At 62.5% G+C, this 6775-nt stretch carries 10 protein-coding genes; all 10 read left to right on the plus strand.

The window, feature by feature from the left end:
• Positions 1 to 99 precede the first annotated feature (99 nt).
• Positions 100 to 1146 (plus strand): DUF2804 domain-containing protein, encoded by a 1047-nt coding sequence (locus tag I6E42_RS04890; RefSeq protein WP_235370806.1) that lies wholly within the window; start codon positions 100 to 102, stop codon positions 1144 to 1146.
• Positions 1140 to 1766, plus strand: coding sequence for a M48 family metallopeptidase (locus tag I6E42_RS04895; RefSeq protein WP_235370807.1), 627 nt, complete (start codon positions 1140 to 1142; stop codon positions 1764 to 1766). Before I6E42_RS04890 ends, I6E42_RS04895 begins: the two co-directional genes overlap by 7 nt.
• Before the next feature lie 159 nt (positions 1767 to 1925).
• The gene (locus tag I6E42_RS04900) at positions 1926 to 3080 is read left to right on the plus strand and encodes a GGDEF domain-containing protein (RefSeq protein WP_235370808.1); all 1155 of its coding nucleotides are present in this window, start codon (positions 1926 to 1928) and stop codon (positions 3078 to 3080) included.
• Between the two features lie 127 nt (positions 3081 to 3207).
• Positions 3208 to 3801 carry a DUF2975 domain-containing protein gene (locus I6E42_RS04905; RefSeq protein WP_235370809.1) on the plus strand — a complete coding sequence of 198 codons (594 nt, stop codon included), beginning with the start codon at positions 3208 to 3210 and terminating at the stop codon, positions 3799 to 3801.
• A 12-nt stretch (positions 3802 to 3813) separates the two neighbouring features.
• The gene (locus I6E42_RS04910; RefSeq protein WP_235370810.1) at positions 3814 to 4035 is read left to right on the plus strand and encodes a helix-turn-helix domain-containing protein; all 222 of its coding nucleotides are present in this window, start codon (positions 3814 to 3816) and stop codon (positions 4033 to 4035) included.
• A complete protein-coding gene (locus tag I6E42_RS04915) occupies positions 4032 to 4490 on the plus strand; it encodes a hypothetical protein (protein WP_235370811.1) in 459 nt (152 codons plus the stop codon). Before I6E42_RS04910 ends, I6E42_RS04915 begins: the two co-directional genes overlap by 4 nt.
• A gap of 79 nt (positions 4491 to 4569) precedes the next feature.
• On the plus strand, positions 4570 to 4986 hold the full coding sequence (locus I6E42_RS04920) for a hypothetical protein (protein ID WP_235370812.1): 417 nt from the start codon (positions 4570 to 4572) through the stop codon (positions 4984 to 4986).
• A complete protein-coding gene (locus I6E42_RS04925; protein WP_235370813.1) occupies positions 4967 to 5542 on the plus strand; it encodes a hypothetical protein in 576 nt (191 codons plus the stop codon). The genes I6E42_RS04920 and I6E42_RS04925 overlap by 20 nt, the downstream gene beginning before the upstream one ends.
• A 57-nt stretch (positions 5543 to 5599) precedes the next feature.
• Entirely contained in the window at positions 5600 to 5884 is a 285-nt protein-coding gene (locus I6E42_RS04930) for a YabP/YqfC family sporulation protein (protein WP_235370814.1), read from the plus strand.
• Between the two features lie 12 nt (positions 5885 to 5896).
• Positions 5897 to 6775 (plus strand): sporulation protein YqfD (locus tag I6E42_RS04935; RefSeq protein WP_235370815.1); only part of this gene is annotated, 879 nt, incomplete at its 3' end.

The following is a 6775-nucleotide window of genomic DNA, read 5'->3' on the forward strand; positions in this document are numbered from 1 at the left end:
CAAGGACCCTTCGCCTTGCCTGTCCCGGAAAAAGAATTGCCCTGAGGTGGAAAACTAGGTATAATACTTCTACAAAAGCTGGAAACGAGGTGACGCCCTGTGTGGCAGCATGAGATCACACAGCCCATCCCCCTGCTGAACGAAAAGGGGGAGCTGACCCAGGCGGGCTGGGCCAGAAAGCCCTATCCCGTCTATGACCGGAACGCCGTTAAAGTATCCGCCCTGCGGGTCAAGGAGTGGGACTACTATCTGATATCCAATGGCCGATTTGCCCTGGCCCTGACGGTGGCGGACAACGGGTATATGGGGTTGGATTCTGTCTCCCTGCTGGACTTTGTGACGGGGCGGCAGGTGACCCGAAGCCCCATGCGGGTCCTGCCCCTTGGACACACCGGACTGCCCGACTCCGCCGACCGGGGGGTGACGGCCAGCTCCGGGAAGGGCTACGGACTGACCTTCCTGCATACGGACGGAGAAAAATTGGGTCCGGCCCGGCAGCTGGTGTTCCGAATGGAGGACTTCTGGGAGGGAAAGACCATCCGGGGCAGCGTGACCCTCTTTGACCAGCCGGATGAGTCTGTGGTGACCTGCACTCCCTTTGACAAGCCGGGACACTTCTATTACAACCGGAAGATCAACTGTCTCCGGGCGTCGGGGCAGGTGGAACTGGGGGAGGAGACCTATACCTTCTGCCCGGAGGACTCCTTTGCAGTGCTGGACTGGGGCAGGGGGGTGTGGACCTACCGGAACACCTGGTACTGGAGCTCCGCCTCCGGTCTGGCGGAGGGGGCGCCCTTCGGCTTCAACCTGGGCTATGGCTTTGGAAACGGCTCCGCCGCCACGGAAAACGCCCTGATCTTCGGGGGCAAGGTCCATAAGCTGTCCCACGTGAAATTCCATATCCCCGGAAAACCGGGACGGGAGGACTGGCTGTCCCCCTGGACCTTCACCAGTGACAACGGGCGGCTGGAGATGGAGTTTTCCCCCATTTTGGACCGGGCGGCCTGTACCGATCTGAAAATCCTCAAGTCGGACCAACACCAAGTCTTTGGCCGGTTTACCGGTCGGGCGGTGCTGGACGGTGGCCGGGTGCTGGAGTTCCGGGACCTGACAGGGTTTGCGGAAAAGGTGGTCAACAGATGGTGAGCCTGTGTCCCGTCCGGCGGGAGCCTGCGGAGGAGAACCGGACGGTGGAGACTCCGGGCGGTCCCATCACATACCGGCTGGTCCGGAAGCGGGTGAAGAACCTGAACCTGCGCATCAGCGCGGGGGATGGGGTGACGCTGTCCGTCCCGTATACCTGTTCCGCCGGACGGGCCGACAAAATGGTGGAGGAGAAGTGGCGCTGGATCACGGAGCACCTGGTCCGGAGTGAGCAGGCTCCGGAGCTGCCGCCCCTCCCGTCCCGGCAGGAATGTGGGGTGCTGCTGTCCCAGGCCCTGGGGCGGGTGTATCCCCTGGTGGCTCCCCTGGGGGTGGACATGCCGGAACTGAAGCTGCGGGCCATGCGCAGCCAATGGGGCAACTGCCACTGGCGGCAGGGATACATCACCCTGAACACCGCCCTGGCCCGGTGTCCCCAGCATCTGCGGGACTATGTGGCCCTCCATGAGCTGGTCCATTTCCTCCACCACGACCACGGTCCCGGGTTCCATGCCCGGATGGACTGCCTGATGCCGGAGTGGCGGGGGTACCGGAAGGAATTAAAGGGCTGTGCCGCCGCTCTGGAGCGGGACCAGGCGCGGCCCGGAAAAGCGGAGGACTGACCGGATTTTCGGCGGGATAAAAACAGAAAAGAGGTTCCGTTTTCCGAGAACCTGTGTTATACTAAAGTTACATATTCCGGGAAAAGACGCAAATTAAGGAGAAACACGACACATAGGGGAGGCGTATCCGTGAAGAAGCAGGGGAGGAAGGCAAATTCCATGTCCGTGTTTCATCCCATTGGACGGGTGGATGTTCAGGTCTCGATTTTTGCCGGGGCCGTGGCGGTCCTGTCCTGCCTGATCACCTTCTTTATATCCTACCATCTGACCTATCACAACATCACCGGCAGCTTGGCGGCCCGGGTCCAGTCCATCCACAGCTATGCGGAACAGTTTTTGGAGGAGGAGACCTTTTCCGGTATCAGCGAAGCGGGGGATATGGACTCTGAGCTCTATCAACAGACCCACGACTTGTTCTATAAGATCAAGGTGGCCACCGGAGTGGAGTATCTTTACACGGCAAAACGGACCGAGGACGGACAGCTGATCTACGTGGTGGACGGCATGGACCCCGGTGACGAGGCGTTTCGCCGTCCCGGCGACCCGGTCGAGTCGGAGATCGCCGCCGAACTGGAGCAGGCGCTGGAGGGCGAGGCGGTCTGGCCGGAGCATATCAAAGATACCCAGTGGGGCAAGGTCTTTGTGGCCTATGTGCCCTTCCGGGGAGCAAACGGTGTGATCGGAGCCGTGGGGGTGGAATTTTCCGCGGAGTCCCAGTATGATACCTATTTCTGGCTGCGGGTCCTCACGCCGATGATTGCCCTGGTGGTCTGCCTTCTGACGGCCCTGTGCGCGGCGGCCCTGTTCCGACGTATCTCCAACCCCACGTTTCAAGACCTGGCCAACACCGACTGGCTCACCGGGCTGAAAAGCCGGAACGCCTATGAGGTGGACGTCAATAACTTAGACACCAGACGCCAGCAGCAGGGTATGGGGATGTGCCTGATGGACCTGGACCATCTGAAATGGGTCAACGACCACTTGGGCCATCAGTCGGGAGATGAATATCTGCGCTGCGTCTCTGCCGTGATCCGGGACCTGGCGCCCAAAGGGGGCGCGGTCTACCGGATCGGAGGCGATGAGTTTGCCCTGCTGGTCCGGGACATGACCCTGGAGACGCTGCGGGATTGGGGGGCGTCGGCCAGCGAGGAGTTTCTCCGCCGGCAGCCCGATTGGAACGCGGACCTGTCCCTGGCTGTAGGCTGCGCCGTCTTTGAACCGGACCGTGACAGCTCCATGGAGCAGGTCTACCTCCGGGCGGACCGGGAGATGTACGCCCAAAAGCAGGCAAACCACCAGAGACAGAGCAGATAGCGGACATTGGCCCGGGCGCGGCCGCCCGGGCCTTGTGTCACCCTCGAATTTATCGAAAAACAATAAAAATATATTGACAAACAGATTCTGACGTGATAGGATTGGCACACAAAAGGAGGAGATTTCCATGGAAGAAACCGCTGTCCAGCGTCTGGCCAGGGTGTTGAAGCTGTTGGTCACCGCCGTGCTGGTCCTGAATCTGTTCTGCCTGCTGCTGGTCCCCGGGATCGTGGCCTATGTGTCCGACGGCGGCCCAGATCTGCTGGTCCGGGCCATGAAGGAGGAAGCTGCGATGTGGCTGGGACAGGGCAACGAAGCGCATTTTCCCATGGCTGTCGTTTTCCTGACCTCCTGGGCTGCCGTTTGGCGGGGAGCGTATACCTCGCTGCTGACCCTGTTCTACTGGCTGTGCGGTGTCTGCACCGCCCTGATCCTGTGGCAGGCCAAGAAGGTGCTGGACACTATTCTGGCGGGAGAGCCCTTCCAGCTTGCCAATGCCAAGGCGCTCAAGGGGGCCGCCATCTGCTGTTGGCTGATCTCGGGCGCAGCTCTGGTTCGTCTGATTCTCTGGCTGTGGATGGAGAGAAACGCGGCGCCGCTGTTTACCTATAACACGCTGTTTGTCCCGGCCTTTTTCATGGCGGGGCTGCTGTTTCTGGTCATGTCCGCCCTGTTCCGCCAGGCGGCCCAGCTCCAGGAAGACCAGGACCTGACCATTTGAGGGGGCGGGACCATGAGGATCGTTGTCAATCTGGACGTGATGATGGCCAAGCGGAAGATGTCCCTGGGGGAGCTGGCCCAGAAGGTGGACATCACCATGGCCAACCTGTCCATCCTGAAAAACAATAAGGCCCGGGCCATCCGGTTCTCCACCCTGGAGGCCATCTGCGCCGCCCTGGACTGCCAGCCGGGGGACATTCTGGAGTTTGTGCCGGATGGGGAGGAGAAGAAATGAAAAAATGGACGCGAAGGCTTTGGGTCCTCCTGGCCGCCTTCGCCATTCTGCTGGCGGGCTGGCGGCTGGGCGGGGAGAACCCCCAGGGCAGGGTGACAGCCCGGTTCGAGGCCGACCGCTCCGCTCTGGAGGAATTGGCCCTCCTGTCCTTAAAGCGGGGAAACACAGAAAATATTGCGCTGCCGAAAGGCTGGCAAGGTATTTCGCTTTATGGAGGAAACACAGATCTCAAGGTGGTGGAGTTTGCCTTCGGCGGTTCAGGACTTGGCTCCTCCACCGCCTATTGGGGCGTCAATTATGTCCCCGTAGACCGTCCCCTTGGATTCCAGGGAGACGCCTGGGACCACTGGAAGGTCCGGGGCGAGGGGCGGCTCTATTATGAGCCTGAGGGGGACAACACCTGCTATGTCCAGCGTCTGGCCCCCTGTTGGTACTATTACGAGGCGCGGTTTTGAAGGGAGAAAACAGGAGTGGGCTGCGGACTGCTCCTTATTGGTGGTATTCTGCCGGCCGGATTGACAGAGGAGAATTACCATGAATCGTCTGAAAACGTGTTTTGGAGCGGCGGCGCTGTGCCTGTGGCTCCTGGGATCGTCCGGCTGTGGGCTGACACGGTTCTGGCTGCCGGGCAGCGGCGGTGAGGCGTCCTGCGGCCTGCTGGTGGTCAACGACAGCCGGGAGGCGGTCTACGCCGTTTCGGTGGACTGGGAGGACCGGACCATGGGGGTACAGGACGCCGGGGGCCGGGCCCTGATGGAGCGGGGAGACGCCCTGAGCTTCCCGCTGGAGGAGGAGACGGGACGGTTTACCATTACCCTGTCCGGGGAAAACGGGCGCACCTTGGGCCAGGCGTCGGGGAATTACCGGGGCCGGCCCATCTGGCTGACCCTGGAGGAGGACGGAGAGGTGTCGCTGAGAGAGGAGGGGGCCGATGGAATGGACGTGGAGTGACCTGGTCCTGCCCGCCGCCTTGGCGGGGACGGTCCTGCTGGTCCTGGTGGGGGCAGGCTGTCTCCTCCTCTGCCGGGGTAGAAATCGGCGGTACCTGGCCCGGACAGCCTGGGCGTTTGTTCCTGTATTCGTGTTGTTTGTGGGTGGAAATCTGCTTTTGGGACGGTTCGGCCTGACCTGGCGCAACCTCCCTTCCGGGCTTTTCTGCGTGGTCCTTCTGGTCAGCGGGGCCCTGGGCGTCCTGTTTACCCTGGGCTGTTTCCTGCCTCTGGAGATGCCGGAGGTGGCCCCCGTTCTCCGGTGGACGGCAAAGGGCCTGACCCTCCTGAGCGCTGGACTGGCGCTCTACTGCGCCTTGGTGTATGGGGTGATCCTCCTGGCGTTTGGGTACAGCAGCGGGGAACGGGTGCTGGAGTACCGGGGCCAGACCCTGGTGGAGGTGGACGATTCCTTTTTGGACCCCATCTACAACTACTACGAATACCGCGGCCCCCTGGTCAGGGGCAAGGAGCCGGTCTATAAGCATCAGCACAGCCGCCTGGACGGCGGCGGATAAAATCCAAACAAGTTTCGCCTCTCCCCTTCATACAAATAGGGGAGAGGTGATTTTTTCATGGGAGAGAAAAGACCCCGCCGGCCCGGGCTGCTGGAGCGGACGGCGGAGCTGCTGGACCTGCCCGCCGACGCCATCGCCAATTTGCCCCGGCTGGAACTGGTGGGGGACGGGGAGCTGCGCATGGAGAACCACAAGGGCATCCTGGCCTACGGCACCGAGGAAATCCACGTCAGCGGCGGGGCCTTCGTGGTAAAGATCACAGGCCGGGACCTGGAGCTGCGGGCCATGACCGGGATGGAGCTGCTGATCACGGGGCGGATCAGTCAGATCCAGCTGGGCTGAGGGGAGGGGCACATGAAGCGGCTGATGAACTTCCTCCGGGGAATGGTGACCCTGACCGTCACCGGTCCCTTTCCCGAGCGGCTGATCAACCTGTGCGCCCAGGAGGAGATCGACTTCTGGGCAGTGACCTGGCTGGATATGAATACCCTGCGGCTGACCACCCGCCGCCGTACCCTGGCCCTGCTGCGGAGCCTGGCGGAGCGGGTGGGCTGTCAGGTACAAGTGGAGGGGAGCCGGGGCCTGCCCGATTTTCTCCTCCGGTTTCGGAAACGGTACGCCTTTCTGGTGGGGCTGACCCTGTCCCTGTGCGCCGTGGCAGTGCTGTCCCGGTTTGTGCTGACCATCGAGGTGACGGGGAATGAACGGGTACCCACTGCCGTGATCCTGACCCAACTGCGCCAGCTGGGGGTGAAGCCGGGGGTGTACGGCCCCTCCATCGAGCGGCAGCAGGTGGCCCAGGAGGCGCTGCTGGAACTGGAGGAGCTGTCCTGGATGGGCATCAACCTCCACGGCACCCGGCTGGAGGTCATTGTCCGGGAGCGCATCCCGGCCCCCAAGCGGATAGACGAGACGGGGTACTACGACATTGTGGCCGAGGCCGACGGCATCATCACCCAGGTGGAGGCGGAGCTGGGGGACGCCGTGGTGCAGGAGGGGGACACGGTGCTGGCGGGGGAGACGCTGATCTCGGGGACAGTGACCATGGAGCCGCCCCAGTACAGCGACCAGCCCACCCGCTATTACCAGACCCATGCCCGGGGCCGGGTGTGGGCCAGGACCTGGCGTACCCTGACGGCGGCCATTCCACTCCAGGCGGAGGTGAAGGAGTACACGGGGGAGAGCCGCCGCGGTTGGACCCTGGGGTGGATGGGGCGGCGGTGGACCCTGTGG

This window comes from Pseudoflavonifractor phocaeensis, assembly GCF_021531815.1.
Lineage (GTDB): Bacteria > Bacillota > Clostridia > Oscillospirales > Oscillospiraceae > Lawsonibacter > Lawsonibacter phocaeensis_A.

Bases quoted from the DNA above. Each gene is read 5' to 3' on its own strand.
- I6E42_RS04895 (WP_235370807.1), top strand. From the start codon at position 1,140: ATGGTGAGCCTGTGTCCCGTCCGGCGGGAGCCTGCGGAGGAGAACCGG.
- I6E42_RS04900 (WP_235370808.1), top strand. From the start codon at position 1,926: ATGTCCGTGTTTCATCCCATTGGACGGGTGGATGTTCAGGTCTCGATT.
- I6E42_RS04905 (WP_235370809.1), top strand. From the start codon at position 3,208: ATGGAAGAAACCGCTGTCCAGCGTCTGGCCAGGGTGTTGAAGCTGTTG.
- I6E42_RS04910 (WP_235370810.1), top strand. From the start codon at position 3,814: ATGAGGATCGTTGTCAATCTGGACGTGATGATGGCCAAGCGGAAGATG.
- I6E42_RS04915 (WP_235370811.1), top strand. From the start codon at position 4,032: ATGAAAAAATGGACGCGAAGGCTTTGGGTCCTCCTGGCCGCCTTCGCC.
- I6E42_RS04920 (WP_235370812.1), top strand. From the start codon at position 4,570: ATGAATCGTCTGAAAACGTGTTTTGGAGCGGCGGCGCTGTGCCTGTGG.
- I6E42_RS04925 (WP_235370813.1), top strand. From the start codon at position 4,967: ATGGAATGGACGTGGAGTGACCTGGTCCTGCCCGCCGCCTTGGCGGGG.
- I6E42_RS04930 (WP_235370814.1), top strand. From the start codon at position 5,600: ATGGGAGAGAAAAGACCCCGCCGGCCCGGGCTGCTGGAGCGGACGGCG.